At 63.3% G+C, this 17,019-nt stretch carries 20 protein-coding genes; 12 read left to right on the top strand and 8 right to left on the bottom strand.

Annotated features, from left to right (window positions below):
• Positions 1-86: 86 nt before the first annotated feature.
• Positions 87-1,607, top strand: a complete 1,521-nt coding sequence (locus tag EOC94_RS23145; RefSeq protein ID WP_127293702.1) for an FAD-dependent oxidoreductase — start codon at positions 87-89, stop codon at positions 1,605-1,607.
• 15 nt (positions 1,608-1,622) lie between these two features.
• On the opposite strand, the gene dinB is transcribed toward EOC94_RS23145, so the two are convergent.
• The 3 genes from dinB to EOC94_RS23130 all read right to left on the bottom strand — a co-directional run bounded on the left by dinB (position 1,623) and on the right by EOC94_RS23130 (position 4,194).
• Complete coding sequence (gene dinB, locus EOC94_RS23140; RefSeq protein ID WP_127293700.1) at positions 1,623-2,864, bottom strand: DNA polymerase IV; 1,242 nt, start codon at positions 2,862-2,864, stop codon at positions 1,623-1,625.
• A gap of 378 nt (positions 2,865-3,242) precedes the next feature.
• Complete coding sequence (locus EOC94_RS23135) at positions 3,243-3,701, bottom strand: GNAT family N-acetyltransferase (protein ID WP_127204196.1); 459 nt, start codon at positions 3,699-3,701, stop codon at positions 3,243-3,245.
• Positions 3,702-3,825: 124 nt separating this feature from the next.
• Positions 3,826-4,194, bottom strand: coding sequence for a hypothetical protein (locus EOC94_RS23130; RefSeq protein WP_127204169.1), 369 nt, complete (start codon positions 4,192-4,194; stop codon positions 3,826-3,828).
• A 218-nt stretch (positions 4,195-4,412) separates the two neighbouring features.
• Here EOC94_RS23130 and EOC94_RS23125 point away from each other — a divergent pair, with 218 nt between their 5' ends.
• Positions 4,413-4,715, top strand: a complete 303-nt coding sequence (locus EOC94_RS23125) for a hypothetical protein (protein ID WP_095482805.1) — start codon at positions 4,413-4,415, stop codon at positions 4,713-4,715.
• 56 nt (positions 4,716-4,771) lie between these two features.
• On the opposite strand, the gene EOC94_RS23120 is transcribed toward EOC94_RS23125, so the two are convergent.
• A complete protein-coding gene (locus EOC94_RS23120) occupies positions 4,772-5,467 on the bottom strand; it encodes a helix-turn-helix transcriptional regulator (RefSeq protein ID WP_185928313.1) in 696 nt (231 codons plus the stop codon).
• 253 nt (positions 5,468-5,720) lie between these two features.
• Between EOC94_RS23120 and EOC94_RS35115 the strand changes: the two genes are divergently transcribed.
• From EOC94_RS35115 to EOC94_RS34660, 4 genes are all read left to right on the top strand, one after another.
• Positions 5,721-5,849, top strand: a complete 129-nt coding sequence (locus EOC94_RS35115; protein WP_280953338.1) for a hypothetical protein — start codon at positions 5,721-5,723, stop codon at positions 5,847-5,849.
• A 215-nt stretch (positions 5,850-6,064) separates the two neighbouring features.
• Positions 6,065-6,739: a GcrA cell cycle regulator gene (locus EOC94_RS23110; RefSeq protein ID WP_127293696.1), complete on the top strand. Its 675-nt coding sequence runs from the start codon at positions 6,065-6,067 to the stop codon at positions 6,737-6,739.
• 99 nt (positions 6,740-6,838) lie between these two features.
• Positions 6,839-7,441 carry a DUF6456 domain-containing protein gene (locus EOC94_RS23105; RefSeq protein WP_126105657.1) on the top strand — a complete coding sequence of 201 codons (603 nt, stop codon included), beginning with the start codon at positions 6,839-6,841 and terminating at the stop codon, positions 7,439-7,441.
• 198 nt (positions 7,442-7,639) lie between these two features.
• Positions 7,640-7,906, top strand: coding sequence for a DUF2285 domain-containing protein (locus EOC94_RS34660; RefSeq protein ID WP_126105658.1), 267 nt, complete (start codon positions 7,640-7,642; stop codon positions 7,904-7,906).
• Between the two features lie 459 nt (positions 7,907-8,365).
• Here the strand turns inward: EOC94_RS34660 and EOC94_RS35110 are convergent, their stop codons facing one another.
• On the bottom strand, positions 8,366-8,962 hold the full coding sequence (locus EOC94_RS35110; RefSeq protein WP_126105659.1) for a CatB-related O-acetyltransferase: 597 nt from the start codon (positions 8,960-8,962) through the stop codon (positions 8,366-8,368).
• A gap of 592 nt (positions 8,963-9,554) precedes the next feature.
• On the opposite strand from EOC94_RS35110, the gene EOC94_RS23085 reads away from it, so the two are divergent.
• Genes EOC94_RS23085 through EOC94_RS23075 form a run of 3 tightly spaced genes read left to right on the top strand, consistent with a single transcriptional unit; the run spans position 9,555 to position 11,727 of the window.
• Positions 9,555-10,070: a DUF488 domain-containing protein gene (locus tag EOC94_RS23085; protein ID WP_127293694.1), complete on the top strand. Its 516-nt coding sequence runs from the start codon at positions 9,555-9,557 to the stop codon at positions 10,068-10,070.
• A complete protein-coding gene (locus tag EOC94_RS23080; protein ID WP_245457980.1) occupies positions 10,048-10,776 on the top strand; it encodes a hypothetical protein in 729 nt (242 codons plus the stop codon). Before EOC94_RS23085 ends, EOC94_RS23080 begins: the two co-directional genes overlap by 23 nt.
• 30 nt (positions 10,777-10,806) lie before the next feature.
• A complete protein-coding gene (locus EOC94_RS23075; protein WP_127293692.1) occupies positions 10,807-11,727 on the top strand; it encodes an HNH endonuclease in 921 nt (306 codons plus the stop codon).
• 179 nt (positions 11,728-11,906) lie between these two features.
• Here EOC94_RS23075 and efp read toward each other — a convergent pair whose 3' ends face one another.
• Positions 11,907-12,473: an elongation factor P gene (gene efp, locus EOC94_RS23070; protein ID WP_095482799.1), complete on the bottom strand. Its 567-nt coding sequence runs from the start codon at positions 12,471-12,473 to the stop codon at positions 11,907-11,909.
• A 129-nt stretch (positions 12,474-12,602) separates the two neighbouring features.
• Between efp and epmA the strand changes: the two genes are divergently transcribed.
• Positions 12,603-13,646, top strand: coding sequence for an EF-P lysine aminoacylase EpmA (epmA, locus tag EOC94_RS23065; protein WP_127293690.1), 1,044 nt, complete (start codon positions 12,603-12,605; stop codon positions 13,644-13,646).
• A 3-nt stretch (positions 13,647-13,649) separates the two neighbouring features.
• Here epmA and EOC94_RS23060 read toward each other — a convergent pair whose 3' ends face one another.
• On the bottom strand, positions 13,650-14,018 hold the full coding sequence (locus EOC94_RS23060) for a DUF559 domain-containing protein (protein WP_127293688.1): 369 nt from the start codon (positions 14,016-14,018) through the stop codon (positions 13,650-13,652).
• A 185-nt stretch (positions 14,019-14,203) separates the two neighbouring features.
• The gene (locus tag EOC94_RS23050; RefSeq protein WP_127293686.1) at positions 14,204-14,800 is read right to left on the bottom strand and encodes a DUF922 domain-containing protein; all 597 of its coding nucleotides are present in this window, start codon (positions 14,798-14,800) and stop codon (positions 14,204-14,206) included.
• Between the two features lie 238 nt (positions 14,801-15,038).
• On the opposite strand from EOC94_RS23050, the gene msuE reads away from it, so the two are divergent.
• The gene (gene msuE, locus EOC94_RS23045; RefSeq protein ID WP_127204178.1) at positions 15,039-15,596 is read left to right on the top strand and encodes an FMN reductase; all 558 of its coding nucleotides are present in this window, start codon (positions 15,039-15,041) and stop codon (positions 15,594-15,596) included.
• Positions 15,597-15,644: 48 nt separating this feature from the next.
• Positions 15,645-17,009 carry an LLM class flavin-dependent oxidoreductase gene (locus EOC94_RS23040; protein WP_127293684.1) on the top strand — a complete coding sequence of 455 codons (1,365 nt, stop codon included), beginning with the start codon at positions 15,645-15,647 and terminating at the stop codon, positions 17,007-17,009.
• Positions 17,010-17,019 lie beyond the last annotated feature (10 nt).

The raw sequence follows: 17,019 nt of genomic DNA, 5'->3' as shown, positions 1-17,019 counted from the left end.
GAGCATTATGCCGGCATTCAAAGCTGCGAAGGAACTTTGAATCCTAGCGCCCGTTTACCGAATGTCGTGGATGGGAGGTTCGGCCGATGAATGTGAGCGACGAAAGGACTGTATCCCTATGGGGGGCGACCGAAGTAGCGCCCGATGCGGCCCCGCTCGGGCAGAGCGAACAGGTCGATGTCGTCATCGTCGGGTCTGGAATTGCCGGACTGTCGGTCGCGTACGAACTGGCCGTCGCCGGGCAAAAGGTAGCTGTCGTCGATCGCGGCCGGATTGGCAGTGGCATGACGGCTCGCACCACTGCGCACCTGTCATCCGTCTGCGACGACTATTTTTCGGAACTGATCAAATTGCGCGGGGAGAACTTGGCGCAGATTTTTTATCAAAGCCAATCGGCCGCTATCGACCGCATCCAATCAATCCAAGAGACGGAGAGTATCGCGTGCGATTTCCGACGCCTCTACGGCTTCCTCTTTCCGGCTTCCGGCGGCCGAGAATCCGATATCGAGCGCGAGCTGGATGCCACTCTGAAAATCGGGGTCGACGTCGAGAAGATCAGGGGCGTGCCGTTTGCGGGCTTTTCGGATACGCGGGCCCTTCGATACGCCAATCAGGCGACCTTCCACCCGCTCAAATATCTCTGCGGGCTGGCCACAGGCATCCGCGCGCGCGGCGGCGCGCTTTATGCCGATACCATTGTGGAAAACGTCGAAGAGACTGACGGCGGCGTGCACGTATCCACGGTTTCGGGCTTTACCGTGTCTGCCAAATCGGCCGTTGTCGCCACCAACTCGCCGATCAACGACCGGGTCGCCCTCCATACCAAGCAGGCGCCCTATCGGACCTACGCGATGTCGTTCGAGATCGCGCGCGATATCCTACCGGATGCGCTGTATTGGGATACTGAGGACCCTTATCACTACGTTCGGCTTCAGCCTGGCGAAGGCCGGACCGACTTCCTGATCGTCGGAGGTGAAGACCACAAAACAGGGCAGGCTGACGATGCCGGCGACCGCTTCGCGGCCCTGGCAGCCTGGACCAGAAGGCTGGTGCCCGATATCGGCGTGGAAACGAACCGGTGGTCCGGGCAGGTGATGGAGACCGTCGATTATGCGGGGTTCATCGGCCGCAATCCTGGCAACCAACGTGTCTTTGTGGCGACTGGGGATTCCGGCCAGGGCATCACCCATGGCGTCGTCGCCGGCCTGTTGATCTCCGACCTGATTCTGAAGGGAGAAAGCCCCTGGCGCGAACTTTACGAGCCGTCTCGCAAGACGGCAGGCGCGATCGGCGATTACCTGGCGGAGAATGCGACTGCGATCAAGAGTTTTGCCGAGTATATCGCGCCTGGCGAAATCGATTCCGCCGACAAGCTGCGACCGGGAGAAGGTGCCATCGTTCGCGAAAGGCTCAGCAAAATCGCCGCGTTTCGCGATGACGACGGCACGCTCTACAAGCGCTCGGCAGCATGCACGCATGTCGGCTGCCATGTCCACTGGAACTCCCTCGAGCGCTGCTGGGACTGCCCTTGCCATGGCTCGCATTTCGCTATCGACGGCACGGCTTTGAACGGACCTGCGGTGTCGCCGTTGGCTCGGCTGGGCTAGCCTCTTCAAGCAGCCTCACAATTCCTTTTCGGCCAGCTCGCGAAACGCGTCGGGAACCGACCGCGACAGTCCGAGCGCGACCGAGGCATAACCGACCGCCTCCCAGCCGAAACGGTCGCGGATCTTGTCGATGGCGCGGTCGGCGGTCCAGCGCGCAGCACCCTTCCTGGTGCCGGGGCGGAGGCGGTCGTCGTCGAGGTCGAGCGGCAGTTCCAGTTGCAGGCCTGGCTGCCGTTCCAGATGCGAGACGGCGATCGCCAGCAGCGAGATGGTCTTTTCGTGCGGATGGTCGACAAGCACCTTGCGCACCAGCGCCTCGGCGATCTCGGCCAGCATGGCGGTTGCCGAAATCGGCTGGTCGAGCGTGATCGAGCGCGTCACCGAGCGCAGGTCGGCGAAGCGGACACGGACCGTCACCGTACGGCCGGGCCGCGATTTCGCCCGCAGCCTGGTGGCGACCCTGTCGGCCAGATGCAATAGCGCCGGCACGAAGACTTCCTCCTCGGCCGGTTTCCTGCCGAGCGCCGACTGCGCGCCGGCCGATCGCGCCCGGCGCTGCGTCTCGAGCTTGCGCGGATCGCGGTTCCAGGCCAGCGCGTTGAGCTTTTCGCCCGCCGCCGGGCCGAGCAGGCGCTCCAGCGACCAGCCGGGCGTCTTTGCCAGCTCGCCGATGGTGTTGACGCCAATGCCGGCCAGCCGCTCCCTGGTGACCGGACCGACGCCCCACATCAGCTCGACCGGCAGATCGTGCAGGAACTCCAGCTCGTGGCGCGGATCGACCACCACCAGCCCGTCGGGCTTGGCCACTTGCGAGGCGATCTTGGCCAGGTGCTTGGTGCGTGCCACGCCGACCGAGATCGGCAGCCCGAGCTCGGCCCGCACGCGGCGGCGGATCGTTGTGGCGATCTCGGCCGGCGGGCCGAACAAATGGGTGCAGCCGGTGACGTCGGCGAAGGCCTCGTCGATGGAAATCCGCTCGACCACAGGCGTGAAATCGCCGAGCACTTGAATAGCCGCATCGCCCAGCCGCTGGTAGTCTTTGAAATGGCCGCCGACGAAGATCAGCCCGGGGCAGAGTTCGCGCGCGCGGCGCCCCGGCATGCCGCCACGCACGCCGAAGGCCTTGGCCTCATACGACGCGGCCAGCACAACGCCGCCGCCGACGGCGATCGGCTTGCCGCGCAGGGCCGGGTCAAGCAACTGTTCGACCGAGGCATAGAAGGCGTCGAGATCCGCGTGGAGGATGTTGGCTTCCATCCGGCCCGTTCGCCCGCGGCGGTTCGAACGCCGCATTGTCTTGAGGTGGTTTCGTATGGAACATAAAGAGAACAAATAGGGCGGATTGTCAAGGAGAGTGGAGGGCAATCGCTTCGGTTTTCGCTGCCCCGCCGACCTCTCAAGTCTTGGGTTCCTCGCCCCCGCGAAGCGGGGGAGAGGTGGCCGCGAAGTGGCCGGAGAGGGGGCTTTCGTAGGGCGCAGTCTCCCTCTCCGTCTCGGCTTCGCCGCGCCACCTCTCCCCCACTTTCGTGGGGGCGAGGAACCCAAGCGGGACTGAAGCTGCGATCCTTCCCATCCCCTGCCGGCATCTCTCCCGCAAGGGGGATCGGCGATCGCCCCGCTGCCAGGTGCCGCGCCCTACAACGCCATCTTGTAGCCAAGATGGCTGGCGGTGAAGCCGAGGCGCTCGTAGAAAGCGTGCGCTTCCCGTCGGCTCTTGTCCGTGGTGAGCTGAACGAAGCTGCAGTTGCGCGAGCGGCACGCTTCGATCGCCCATTCGATCATCAGCTTGCCGACGCCGCCGGAACGCCGGTGCCGGGCGACGCGAACGCCTTCGATCTGGCCGCGCCAGGCGCCTTTCCTGGAAATACCCGGAATGAAGCTGAGCTGCAGCGTTCCGACGACTTGTCCGGCCTCGACGGCCACCGCCAGCAGCTGGTTGGGATCGGCACCGATTGCCCTGAAGGCATCGAGGTAGGACGGCGCGAGCGGCGTCGACGCGTCTTCCCGGCCGGCGCCAAGCGCATCGTCGGCTAGCAATGCGACAATCGCCGGCAGATCGGGCGCTTGCGCGCGACGGAACTCAATCTCGCTCATCGAGACGATGACATACGGCGCGGGTTTGGCGACGGCAAGTGCCGTCCAGCCATTCGCGATGGGCGCGTCGCGGTGCAGGCGGCCAGCGCCAGACACTCGCGGCCGATGGCTCGGCAACCTCCGCTTACGCTGCCTGCCGTGCCCAGAGGCGATGGCCGTAGCGGCGGAAGAAGCGCGCCAGAAGCCGCTGCTGCCTGGCGCGGGCGAGATCGGCGCTGCGTCTTTCCTGGCGCCAGCGCGGCATGTTGCGATAACAAGCGATGAAGCGGGCGGCGTCCTCGAGCGCCTCCTCGGCCGACTGCGCCGGGCGCATCGCTGCCAGGAACAAGGCCTCGCCGTGCTTCAGCCGGTCGACCATCGCCTTGCGCTGGTCATGGCCCAGGCGAGCCTTGCCTATGCCGTCGAGGCGGATGGCCGCGAAAGCCGCCAGCATGGCCGGGCTGTCGCCGGTATAGCCGCAATCGCGGGCGAATTGAGCGGAGAGGGCGTCCATCCTGGTTTCCTCAGCTGGCGGCGGCCGCGACGGATGCCCGGACCTGCTGCCCATCCGTGTCGTCCGCGGCGCTATTATCCGTCGGCACGAGCGATATAAGCATAACTCAAAAATTGGCACAAGTTAAACTTTTGCGTGGGTTCGAGCGGAACCGACTCGACTCTTCGGGAAAAACCCATACTGTTGTGAACAAAACAGGAACGGAGGCACTAGGGGCGATGGCATTGCCGGGCAAGGAAGCGACGATCGCCGAGGTCGTCTCGATTGCGGTCGAGTGTATCGATTGCGGCCGCAGCAGATGGTGGAAGCCGGCTGAGCTGAAGCGCTTCGGGATAACCGGGCAGACGCCGCTGGCGTCCCTTTCGGGGCGCCTCATTTGCTCGGCCTGCCGCGCCGATGGCCTGCCGGGTGCGGCGGTCTCGATCCAGGCGGCATTCATCGACGAGCAGCAGCAGCGCCGCGCCGAGGCGCGGATGCTCAGCGATCGCGAGGTTCCGCTGGAGAGATCCAGGCGGGCTTGAGTGGCGCGCCGATCCACCTTCTCCCACAGGGGGAGAAGGGAGCGCGCCCCGCCGCCCTAATACCCCAGCAGCTCCTTGAGCGGGATGACGCGGAAGACGGCCTTGATCGCGTAGCGGTTGAAGGTCAGCGTCCTCGGCGGATTGTACTGCTCGACGACCAGCTCGGCGGCGGTGCGCTTGACCAGCTTCTTGATGAAGGCCTTGCCGTTGCGCTCGTTCTCCTCGGGGAACATCTCGATCACCACATGGTCGCCGGGCACGGCGTCGCGGCCGCCGCAATAGAGCATCTCGCCGGGCTCGTAGCGCGGCACCATCGAGTCGGAGAGCACATGCAGCGCGAACACTTTGCGCAAATGGGCGATGCCGGGCGGGCGCTGGACATAGCCGGCGACCTCGCCGTTGAAGGTGAAGTCGCCGTCGTCGCCGCCGACCGCAGCGCCCAGAAGCTCGATGTCCATCGGGCCGGCGGGCAGGGGAGCGGCGTCGGTGACGATCTCTGCGTCGGAGACATTGTCGGCGTCGTCGAGGAAGACGACCTCGCCCTTGCCGAGCGCCACTGGGTCGACGCGCAGGAAGGCGGCGGTCTTCAAGAGGTTCTCGGTCTTGGGCAGGTTGCGGCCGGTTTCCCAATTGCCGACGGCGGCGACGTCGGTGTCGTTGTGCTCGGCAATGTGGCGCATCACCAGGCCACGCTGCTTGCGCGCCTTGCGGATCGCCGCCCCGACCTTGATCGACAATGAGGTTTTCGCCATGGCGCCATCTGAAACATAAGAATCGATTTCGTCCATGAAAGAATGGCTTGCATAATTTTTTGAGTTATGCTTATATACGACCCATGCGCAAGCCATGCCTCATCTCGCTTTCCCATCCGTCCCGGCTGTCCTCCTCCCCGGCCGGGACGAAGCCCGAGGCTCGCGCCTCGGATCCGGTCGCCCTGCCGTCACCGGTGGCGACCGGAACGGCCGGAGCCGTTCCCCTCACGGCTCCGGCCACGAATTTCGGCGCGTGTCATGCGGCCTTTCGTGCATCCGCACCGAGGACGGCACGGTCATCGTCTTCGACCGGCAGACGGGCAGGGCGGTTTCCGCTGCCACCCGCGAGGCGGCCGAGGCGAAGCTCGGCCGCCGGAGGTGATCGCGCTTCTCCCCGTTCACGGGGAGAAGGTGCCGGCAGGCGGATGAGGGGCGGCACCATCGCTGGGCTGCTCGGGCAGTGCCGGCAATGACCTGGGGCAAAGACAATCGGCCACGCCGCGCTGCCCCTCACCTGCCTGCCGGCATCCTCTCCCCGTGAACGGGGAGAGGGACGAGCTTCGGCATTCACGCAATCTCTTGAGACGGAAGAACACCATGCCCGCCTATACCGACACAGAATTGCAAAGCATCGCCCGCTGGCTGAAGGACGGATTGTCCGCCGCCAGGATCGCCGACCGGCTGAGCGCGCTGCGCGGCGGCCCGGCGTCGCGCAACGCGATCATCGGCGTCGTCCACCGCAACGCCGACTTGCGCGCCATCGGCTTTGCCAATCCCCAGGGCAGGTCCGGCGGCCGGCCTAGAAAAAACCCGGCAAAGCTTGTCAGGCCGGACAAATCCGCAAAGCCGGCCGGATCGCCTGGGCAAGCAAAGCTGCCTGGGCAAGCAAAGCTGGTTAAGCAGAGCGGGCCTGCGAGGCATGTGACGCCGGCCAGGCTGGCGCCGCCGGTCTGGCTGCCGCAGCGCCAGTTCGTGCACGAGATCCACGGGCCCGATAGCGAGGCCGTCAAGGTGCCGGCGCCGCACCCCACTGCCGTAGGGCGCCAGCCGCATGTCGCGGCCATGCGCTTCATCGACTGCCTGTTCAACCGCTGCCGCGCGCCGCTCGATCTGACGCTGGAGGAAGACCCCGAAAACGTCGCGCCGGGCAGCCGGCCGGGACTGGACATGCTGTGCTGCGGCCTGCGCACGCGGCCGCTGAAAAGCTACTGCGCCTATCACGCGGCGCGCTTCTGCGACCACCGCCGCACGGTTCTGGCGGATGCGGCGTGAGCTGATCGCCGAACGGACGGCAATCTGAGTTCCTCGCCCTACGAGGTGAGGAGAGGAACCAGGTTCTGCGAAGACAGCAAATGAAACGAGGAGCCACCGATGAGCAGGAAGACCGCCCAGAAGGCTAAACCCAAGCCGCCCAAACTAGCCAAGGGCGAGGCCGAGCAGGTGCGCATTCGCAAGGAGGTCGGCCATGATTTCGCGCTGAAGGACGACGCCTTCGGCCGCAAACGGCTCGCAGTCGGCACGCTGGAGGCGAGGCGTGTCTATGAGGTTTCCAACGACGGCCCGCCCGGCGGCATTGTGCGCGTGCGCAATGTCGATCCGCTGACCGGCATCACCTCGCTGTCGCGCCAGCAGCGCGAGGCGGGCATGCGCTACCGCGAGGATTTTCGCGTCTCGGCACAGGACGGCGTCAAGCCGACGGCGCTGACCGAGCGCGTCGATGGCGGGCGCATCGGCGGCGGCGTTGCCGACCGCATCCTGTCCGCCGGCCGCGCCTATGCCGACGCCACCAGGGCGCTTTCGCATTGGGAGGTTTCGGGCGTGGTGCAAAAAGTCTGCTGCCATGGCGAAACGGTGAAGAGCCTGGCCCAACAGAACGCCGAGCCGCGGGATGTTGTGGCGAAGCTGCTCAAGGTCGGGCTGGATTTGCTGGCGGTGCATTACGGGATGATGCTGATGCGGAGGCCGCGTGGGTAGTAGGCAACTGGCGTGATGCCCGCGTCGGTCGACCAAGGCGCCGTTGATCACCGGGGAGCGGCCTGAACTTCGCCGCCCGAGAGGGCGCGGAGTGCGGAGGGCGGCGACGCAGCGAACCTCGATCGGCCCGCGTCCTCCAATTGAAGGGCGCAGGCTTCCCCATGGCCTGTTACGGTGCGCCATTGCTGGTAGATCGCAATGTTAAAGCCGCTGCTAGACCCTCATTTCGCAGACGTCGCGCCGACGTCTTCGGTGCTGACCGGCTATGACGAGGACCATATGCTTACCTATATCCGGTTGCTCGATGCTTCGGCGGACGGAGCCGATTGGCGTGAGGTCGCCCACACCGTTCTGCATATTGATCCAAACCAGGAGCCAGAGAGGGCATTCCGGGCTTGGGCTACGCATCTGGCGCGTGCCCGCTGGATAACTCGGAATGCGGCTTCGCGCCAATCAGCACGATAGCGGCGCGATGACGCCCTGACATTTTCCATGGAACTGCCGTGCCGGTCTGCCCGTTTAGATAGGAAACCAACATGGGAAAGCGCCCGATGAACTCTTGGCAAATCAACACTTTAGAGGCGTGCTGCCTGCTTGCTGTTCCGGTGTCGCTTATCCTTACGGTTCTGGTGGCGGGTCTCATCCTTGGCTGAATGCCGGTATTTGGTAGCTGTGAATTCCGGCTATTCCGCCAGGCACCTAGCCTGCCGCGACCTCGTCATATCGGATGCGCATTGCCTGGTTCGGTAGGCGGCCGCAGCGCCGTGAAGAGGCTTGCCGCACCCAAACAGGTTCGTCCCCTCTACGAAGGCATTTGAAGGCAGATCAGCCCAGCTGTTGCGAAATCTACCTAGCGCTCCAAACCATACGCAGCACCCGCACAACCTCTGGCTTCGGCCGAGCGTCGAGCCTTCGCAGTCAAGTTTACACCCGCCTTGAATTTTGGTGGGCCGCATAGTGCTTGGCGAAAACCTCGGCGGACAGGTCGAAGGCGGCGCGCTCCTTTTTTAGCTGCGCCATGGGCCAGTTCCACCACTGGATTTCAAGCAGTGCAGCAATCGTCTCGTCGGAGAACCGGCGCTTGATCACCTTGGCTGGATTGCCGCCGACAAGCGTATATGGCGCAACGTCCCTGGTCACGACGCTGCCGGCGGCAATAACGGCTCCGTCGCCGATGGTCACGCCTGAAAGGATGATCGCGCGGGCTCCGATCCAGACATCATTGCCGACGAGGATCGGGCCTTTCGAAACTAGGTACTCCAGGTTTTCTTTCTGCCGGAAAATCCGCGACTGAAAAGGAAAAGTTGAAGCCGTATCCGTTCGGTGATCGGTCTGGCACAGAAAGAGTGTCCCTGGCCCGATAGAGCAAAATGCGCCTATCTCGACTGGCGATTCCGCCGTGCAATTGAGGAATGTCCTGCCGTGGACACCATAGGTTTCGCGTCCGATTTTAGCGTGGCGCGGGATCGCTGCGGGATCATCTTTCAGTCCCAGCCAAATCCGCAGTTTCTTGAGAGCCATCCCGGTTTACCGCCTGGATTCGGTGAGCCGGCAATCGACACCACCGTATCGATCCGCGCGACTGCCTTAAATGTCATTCCTCAAGCCCCTGCTAAGGGGAGGAGCATCGCTCAAGAGAGGGCATTTCGCAAGTGCGCTATGGCCGCGCGACGGATCGGGAACCGCTAACGCGAGGATTTCCGCGTCTCGCAGAAGGACGGCGCCAGGTCGATGGCGCTGTCCGGAGGGCGTCGACGGCGGCCGCAAGGGTGGAGACGCCGGCGACCGCATCCTCTCAGCCGGCCGCGCTCACGCCGCCACCAGGGCGCTGGCACATTGGGAGGTGGCGAGCGTGGTGCACAAGGTGTGCTGCCATGGCGAAACGGTGAAGAGCCTAGCTGAGCAGACGGGCGAGGCGCGGGATGTTTGGTGAAACTGCTGAAGGTCGGGCTGGATCTGCTGGCGGTGCATTACGGGATGATGCTGGGAGGCGGGTGGGGTGGTAATCCTTCGTTTACTGGACTTGAAACAAACATTGATTCGGTGCGGCATCGTCTCAGGTCGACGTAAGCTCCGCATGCGAGTATCCACAGGCGAAATGCCGGAGAATAACATGAGTGTTGTCTACACGATCGGATATGAGGGAACAGACATAGACCGTTTCGTCGCAACGCTGAAAACCGTCGGCGTTAAGCGGGTAGCCGACGTCCGTGCCGTCGCACTTTCCCGCAAGAAAGGATTCTCCAAAAAATCATTGGCGGCTCGCTTAGAGTCTGAAGGTATCGAATACTTGCATTTCATAGACCTTGGCGACCCAAAACCTGGAAGAGATGCGGCACGAGCGGGACTTTTCGAGCAATTCCGTGCTCTCTATTCTGCTCACCTTGATTCCGACAACGCTCAGTTGTCCCTCAAGGAGCTGGTAGCTGCGGCGGGGGAAAAGCCGACATGCCTACTGTGCTTCGAGCGCGATCCGGAGACCTGTCACAGGTCTATCGTTGCGGAGGAGATGATTGAGTCGATGGAGTTCGAGGTGTTCGATCTCTACGGCGACGATCCGGAGCGCTATGTCCGCAACGCCTCAAAGCTGCCAAGTTATCATCCTCGTGAAAGCGCTGCCGCAACGTAGCGCGAAGCACGGAGAAACCGTCTGTTGTGCGGGCATCACGCCCGAGGGCCAGTGGAAACGCCTCTACCCGGTGCGTTTCAGGCACCTCAAGGAAGAGAATAGCTTCAAACGCTGGGATTTCATCGACTTCAAGTACATCAGACCGCCGCGGGACAATCGTAGGGAAAGTTGTCGGGTCTTCGAAGACTCTATCGTCATCGGCAAGCGATTGGCTCCAAGCAAGCGGGCTGCATTCCTGAATCCACTGGTCTTGCCATCCGTGAAGGCTGCTGAGGAGCGTGGGGATTCGCTCGCGTTGATCCGACCTATCGAACCGCGTTTTTCTTACAAGCTGAAATCCTCCTCTGATTTGAAGGAAGAGCGCGATTCTTACAAACTGGCGGCCTCGCAAGGGTCGCTTCTGGACGACGACCTCGCTGCGTTAGAGCCCACACCCTATGAATTTAAATTCAGGTTCAAGGACGCACATGCGCCCCACGAATACACAAATGGAGATTGGGAGGCTCACGCTATGTATTACAACGAGCGAAAGCGCGGACGAACCGTGCAGGAAACGCTCGACTGGATGGATCACAGGTTCAATGACGACTACCCGAAACGCGGAATGTTGTTCGCCGTCGGGAACTTAGCAAAGCGGCCGCAGACTTGGCAGTTGCTTGGGGTTCTTCGGGTTGACGAGAATTTACAAGGTGCGCTTGCACTGTAGACGACGATGTCGTGACGATGGGATGGAATTGTGAAAGCCGTTTTTGATGTCAAGCCGGCGTCTGGCTACAAGGATGACATCACCCGCCGCTATCATTTTCCCTCCCGCAGCAACTACCTGGACGCAGCACGAAACGCGGCAGGTGACTGGGTGCTCTTTCGTGAGCCACAACGCAATGGCGGCCGACGCGCCTATATCGCTGCGGCGCGCGTAACCGGTGTCGAGCCGGACTCCGATCGGGCTGGTCATTACTATGCCAATGTGACGGATTATCTCGAATTTCCGACACCCGTGCCTTTCATCAGGGACGGCCGTTATGCGGAGGCGCTATTGCGCGGGGTGCTAAATCCCAGCCTCGTCGGCCGGGCGGTCCAGGGCAAGTCCATGCGCCCGATTCTGACGGAGGACTTCAACGATATTGTGCTGGCTGGCCTCAGCGAAACCCTAGACCCCGCCAACGCCAGAAAACTCGATCTCGACATGCTGCCTTTCCAACTGTCGTTGCCGACACAGCCTGGCTTTGCCCAGACGGTTGATCGTCAGGTCGAGCAGATATTGCTGAACCGAAAAATCCGCGACGCGACCTTCCGGCTAGAAGTCTGCCGAGCCTATGAGGACAAATGCGCCGTCACCGGCCTCCGCATCATCAATGGCGGCGGCAGGGCCGAAGTTCAGGCGGCCCACATCAAACCGGTTGCGGCCGGCGGTCCCGACGTTGTGCAGAACGGCATCGCGCTGTCCGCCACCGTGCACTGGCTCTTCGACCGGCACCTCATCTCGATAGATGAAAACCATCGACTTCTGGTCGCCCATAACCGGGTGCCTAGTGAGCTAAGGAATCTCTTCCGCCCGGAGCATCAAGGTTTGCATCTGCCGTCGGATCGAAAGCTGTGGCCACACCCGGCATTTTTGGCTCACCACCGAGAGGCGTTTGCCGGGGCGATGCACTGATCGCCGGGGGGTGGCGACCCCTTGGGTTGGCGGAAGCTATCCCGCTTTCCGCACCGCCGCTGCGCTCAAACGTCACGGAATGGATCCCAGGGTCTGCGCGACGTCGCTTCGCTCCTGCTCCGCCCTGGGATGACGAAGCGCGTGGTGTTTCGGTCTCCAACATCGGCGACCCGCCGCCCCTAATCCTTGGCGCGCTCCACATACGCGCCATCCGCCGTCATCACCACCACGCGGGTGCCGGCGCTGATGTGCGGCGGCACCAGCGTGCGCACGCCGTTGGAGAGCGTTGCCGGCTTGTAAGACGAGGATGCCGTCTGGCCCTTGGTCACCGGCTCGGTCTCGACCACCTCGAAGGTGGCGCGCTGCGGCAGCACCAGCGAGATGGCGATGCCATTATACTGCGAGACCTGCACCGCCATGCCTTCCGTGAGATAGGGCGCCATCTCGCCAACCACGCTTTCCGACACCGCGACCTGGTCGTAGCTTTCCGGGTTCATGAAGTGGAAGCCTTCGCCGTCGCGATAGAGGAAGGTGTGCTCGCGCTCCTCGACATAGGCGCGCTCGACCTGCTCGGTGGTGCGGTAGCGCTCCGAGACTTTCACCCCATCGGAGATGCGGCGCATGTCGAGCTGGGTCACCGGCGTGCCCTTGCCGGGATGGATGTTTTCAGCAAAGAGGATCACATAGAGCTTGCCGTCCTTTTCGACGACATTGCCTTTGCGTAGGGAACTGGCGATGACCTTCACGGGCTTTATTCCTAAGAGCGTTGACTGGCCTGGAAGCGCCGACCGGCGCAAATCGGCTGCGGGAGCCGTCCGGTGCGGACTAGCGCATCTTGGCTGCAATCGCCAGTCCTCGATGCAAATCCGCCTGTCATGACCGCCGCCTCGCCCTGGTGGACGTCCGATGTCCACACCGACCGCCGGCCGCGGCTGCTCCTGCGCAATGCCATCACTGCGGCCCTGCGCGACTGGTTTGCCCGTCGCGATTTCATCGAGGTCGAGACAGCGGCGCTGCAGGTCTCGCCAGGCAACGAGGCGCATCTGTCGGCCTTCGCCACCGAGGCGATCGGCCCGAACGGGCAGCGCCAGCCGCTCTATTTGCACACATCGCCGGAATTCGCCTGCAAGAAGCTGCTTGCCGCCGGCGAGAAGCGCATCTTCAGCCTGAGCGCCGTCTATCGCAACCGCGAGCGCGGCCCGCTACACCATCCGTCCTTCACCATGCTCGAATGGTACCGGGTTGATGAGACCTATGAGAGCCTGATGGAGGATTGTGCCGGGCTTGTCGCGCTGGCCGCCGAGCGCGCCGGCGCAAAAATTTTCTCTTTTCGCGGCCGCGAGGCCGATCCGTTCGCCGAGCCGGAGAGGTTAAGCGTCGCCGAGGCTTTTTCGCGCCATGCCGGCATCGACCTGCTAGCCACGGTCGCCGCGGACGGCAGCACCGATCGCGAAGCGCTGCACGCGGCTCTGGTCCAGGCGGGCTTACGCACCGCGTCCGACGACAATTGGGCCGATCTGTTCAGCCGGGTGATGGTGGAAAAGATCGAGCCGACGCTGGGGCAGGGGCGCGCCACCATCCTTTACGGCTATCCGATTTCGGAGGCGGCACTCGCCCGGCCGAGCGCGGATGATGCGAGGACCGCCGAGCGCTTCGAGCTCTATTGCTGCGGCGTCGAGCTGGCCAACGCGTTCGGCGAGCTGACCGACGCCGCCGAGCAGCGCCGGCGCTTCACCATCGAGATGGACGAGAAGGAGCGCGTTTATGGTGAACGCTATCCGATCGACGAGGATTTCCTCGCCGCACTGAGCATCATGCCGCAGGCAAGCGGCGCCGCGCTCGGCTTCGACCGGCTGGTGATGCTGGCAACTGGGGCGCTGCGGGTCGAGGATGTGATGTGGACGCCGGTGGCGGAGTGAGAGTCAGCGCCTGTCCGCGCCGGCCTCGATGACTATGTGCTGGCAGACATTATCGAGGTCACGAATGACGTCGTCGTTCCAGAAGCGCAGGATGGTCCAGCCCAGCGCTTCAAGCTTTGCCGTTCTCGCGGCATCCGACGTCGAGGCCTCGGCCTGGGCATGCTGGGAACCATCTAGTTCGACGATCAGCTTTCTGTCCGGGCAAGCAAAATCGACGATGTAGCCAGCGATGGGCATTTGGCGCCGAAACGCCAGTCTCATGAGGCGATGCGCTCTGATCTCGTTCCAGAGTTTCAGTTCGGCATCCGTCATGACTTTACGCATCTTGCGCGCATTGCGGCGGTTGATTGGCGGCACAGGATAGTGGCTCATCGCCGCCGACCCCCTCTGCCCTGCCGGGCATCTCCCCCTCAAGGGGGGGACATTACGCCTTCGCATCGCTCCGGCCCCAATCGCGGATGTTGAAGGACGAGGTGCGGCGTTGCGGTCAGCCGATCTCCCCCCTTGAGGGGGAGATGCCCGGCAGGGCAGAGGGGGGTGCTTCGCTCCATCCTCTCCTACCGCCCCATCAGCAAATTCACGATGAGCTGCTGCAGATTGCCGCGCGGGGCGAATTCTACCCGGTCGAAATCGCGGCTTGCCTGTCGCTGCGCCTGGGAGAGTTCGGCAAGCCGCCTGGTCATTTCGGTCCTGATCTTTTTGCAGCCGGGATCGTCGGGGACGGACAGGCCGATGGTGGCCGTCTCGATCTTGCGGACCATGTCGACGATGATGTCGCCATGCACCTTTTCGTGGGCGGCGAGGCCAGCGGCAAAAACGTCCCAGCTCTTCTGCACGGCAGCCGGCACCGGCCCGGATATTTTGGGCAAGGTGTAGGTTATGATGAGCTTCGGCCGCGCCGATACCAGCACGCAGGCATTGCCTTGTCGCTGATAATCCCTGACCCAGGTCAGCTTGAAATTGGTGTAGGCCATGGCACGGACCTTGCCTTTGCCGATCATCGGCCCCCGCTCGCCCATCGAGGCATGGAGCTGGGGACCGGTCTGTCCTGAAACGGCGTAGGTCTCGACCGTCTCAATCGGCTTCCATCCCGCCTGCGCCGGCGATGCCAACAAACAGGCCAGGAGCAGAGACGTCAGAACGGCTGTTTTCATGCGAATCCCCCGGGGCGATGCCTTTGGTGCGCTTGATCATCAACGCGTGGCCGGAATGCGGTCAAGGCGCCCTTGCCCTAAACCTCGGCGTCCGCATTGCGCGTCGAATGAACCAATCAACCGCGATGTGCCGCAAACTCAATCCGCTTGGCGGGCTCGTTTTGAAATCTTCTCGCTCATTTAATTCTATAAACTCAGTAAAGTTACTACACACAAGCCGTTTTGCGAGGAGACCGAAATGCCGAAGAAACTGGTGGTGGGGCTGTCGGGCAACCTGACCCGTCCGTCGAAGACCAAGGCATTCATCAGCCACATCGTCGCGGAAGTGTCGAGCAGCACCGGTGCAGCCTCGACCGTTTTCGACATCGAGGATCTCGGCCAGTCGTTTCCACTGGCAAGGCGCATTGGCGATCTGGATCCGTTGGCCAGAAGCATCGTCGAGCGATTGCTGGGCGCCGATGTCCTGGTGGTTGGCTCGCCGACTTTCAAAGGCAGCTACACCGGGCTTTTCAAGCATTTTTTCGACCTGCTCGACCCGTCGTCCCTGAGGGGAAAACCGGTCATCCTCGCTGCAACTGGCGGCGGCGATCGTCATTCGCTGGTTGTCGAGCATCAGCTGCGGCCGCTGTTCGGTTTCTTCGAGGCACTGACCCTGCCGACCGCGATCTACGCCTCCGACAAGGACTTCGCCGACGGCGTGCTGGTCTCCGAAGCCATCCATTCTCGCGTCAGGCAAGCGGTCGCCGAAGCATGCCGGGTGGCCGGAACGCCACGCAGCGTCGGTCTTGCCGCCTGAACACCGGTCAGCCGATTCCCTTTCCGCACAGCACAGAAGGAACCCGCAATGACCAGACCCAGCAAGTCCAGACAGATCAAGCTTGGTGCCTTCCTGCCCGGTGGCGGACAGCATATCGCAGCCTGGCGCCATCCTGAGGCGCCGGCCGACGGCGCGACGAATTTCGAGTTCCACAGGCAGCTCGCGCTGACCGCCGAACGCGGCCTGTTCGACGCCTATTTCCTCGCCGACAATCTGACCGTTGGCCTCGGCGCCCGCGAAGGCGGCAATGCCAAGATCGCCGGGTTCGAGCCGGTGACGCTGTTCGCCGCATTGGCGCCGCTCACCACGCATCTGGGCTTCATCGCCACCGCCTCCACCACCTATGAGGAGCCTTATACGCTCGCCCGCAAATTCGCCTCGCTCGATCTTCTGTCGAATGGCCGGGCCGGCTGGAACGTCGTGACCTCGGCAGGCGACGACACCGCGCGCAATTTCAACCGCGACGCCCAGCCGAACCACGCCGAGCGCTATGCCCGCGCGCATGAGCATGTCGAGACGGTCAAGGCGCTGTGGGACAGCTGGGAAGACGACGCCTTCATCCGCGACAAGAAGTCGGGCCGCTTCTACGACAAGGACAAGCTTCACGACATCGACCACAAGGGCCAGCATTTCAGCGTCAAAGGCCCGCTCAATGTGCCGCGCCCGGTGCAAGGGCACCCGGTGGTGGTGCAGGCCGGGCAGTCGGAGGACGGCCGCAAGCTCGCCGCCCAATCGGCTGAGGTGATCTTCACGGCTCATCAGAACCTGGCCTCGGCGCAAGAATTCTATCGCGACATCAAGGCGCGCGTGGCGGCTGCCGGCCGCGATCCCGGACAGGTGCTGATCATGCCGGGCGTGGCACCGTTCGTTGGCCGCACCGAAGACGAAGCCCGCGCCAAGTACCAGCAGCTGAACGAGCTGATCCTGCCCGAGGACGGCGTCGCCCTGCTCAACGGGCTGGCCGGCCAAACGCTCGACATCAGCGGTTACCCGCTCGACGGACCGCTGCCGCCGAGCAAGGAAACCGAAGGCATGAAGAGCCGCCAGGCGCTGATCCGCCAGATCGCCGACGAGCACAACTTCACCATCCGCCAGCTCTACCAGTGGGTGGCAACGGCCCGCGGCCACTACACCGTCATCGGCAGCGCGGTGCAGGTCGCCGATCAGCTGGAGGAATGGTTCGGCAACGAGGCTGCCGACGGCTTCAATATCCTGCCGCCATGGCTGCCTGGCGCGCTTGATGACTTTGTCGACCTGGTGATCCCCGAGCTGCAGCGCCGCGGCCTGTTCCGCACCGCCTATGAAGGCAGGACGCTGCGCGAGAATCTCGGCCTCAGGCGGCCGGAAAACCCCTGGACCGCAGCCCGCTCGAAGGTGCTGGCCGCCGAATAAATTCTTTTAA

Origin of the sequence: Mesorhizobium sp. M6A.T.Ce.TU.016.01.1.1 (assembly GCF_003997065.1) — a bacterium.
Taxonomy (GTDB): Bacteria; Pseudomonadota; Alphaproteobacteria; order Rhizobiales; family Rhizobiaceae; genus Mesorhizobium; species Mesorhizobium mediterraneum.
The sequence above is the reverse complement of the archived record's forward strand: the minus strand, read 5'-3'. Positions and strand labels throughout refer to the sequence as shown.